At 70.1% G+C, this 737-nt stretch carries 1 protein-coding gene; it reads left to right on the forward strand.

Translation table 11 applies throughout. The features are described from left to right. On the forward strand, nucleotides 1-737 hold a 737-nt coding region (locus tag ASD66_RS17575), incomplete at its 5' end, for a hypothetical protein (RefSeq protein WP_082599594.1).

The following is a 737-nucleotide window of genomic DNA, read 5'->3' on the forward strand; positions in this document are numbered from 1 at the left end:
GCCGCCGCGAGGACTGGCGCCGCCCCGCCGAGGACCAACGACCCCGCAGCGAACAACAAGCCCGCTACGACGGCCCCCCGATCCCCGAAGAGATCACCGGCCGCGAACTCGACCGAGCCGTGGCCGCCCAACTCAAGGGCCTCCCCGAGAAGCTCGCCAGCCGCGTCGCCCGCCACCTGGCCGCCGCCGGCCTGCTCATCGACACCGACCCCGCCACCGCCTACCAACACACCCTCGCCGCCCGCGCCCGCGCCGCCCGACTGGCCGTGGTCCGCGAAGCCTGCGGCGAAGCCGCCTACGCCGCCGGCGAATACGCCGAAGCACTCTCAGAACTCCGCGCCGCCAAACGCATCAACGGCGCCACCGCCTACCTACCCATCATGGCCGACTGCGAACGCGCCCTGGGCCGCCCCGAACGCGCACTCACCCTGGCCAAATCACCCGCCATCAAGAACTTCACCCCCGAAGCCAAAGCCGAAATGACCATCGTCGAAGCCGGCGCCCGACGCGACCTCGGCGAATACGACGCAGCACTACGCACCCTCGAATACGCACCCCTGCACACCAACACCCGCGCACCCTGGGTCGTCCGACTCCGCTACGCCTACGCCGACACCCTCGAACAAGCCGGCCGCACCCCCGAAGCACTCGAATGGTTCCACCGCACCGAAGCCATCGACGGCGACGAACTCACCGACGCCGCCACCCGCGCCCAACAACTCGAACAACCCAACTGA

The organism is Nocardioides sp. Root151, from assembly GCF_001427925.1.
In the GTDB taxonomy this organism is placed as follows: Bacteria; Actinomycetota; Actinomycetes; order Propionibacteriales; family Nocardioidaceae; genus Nocardioides.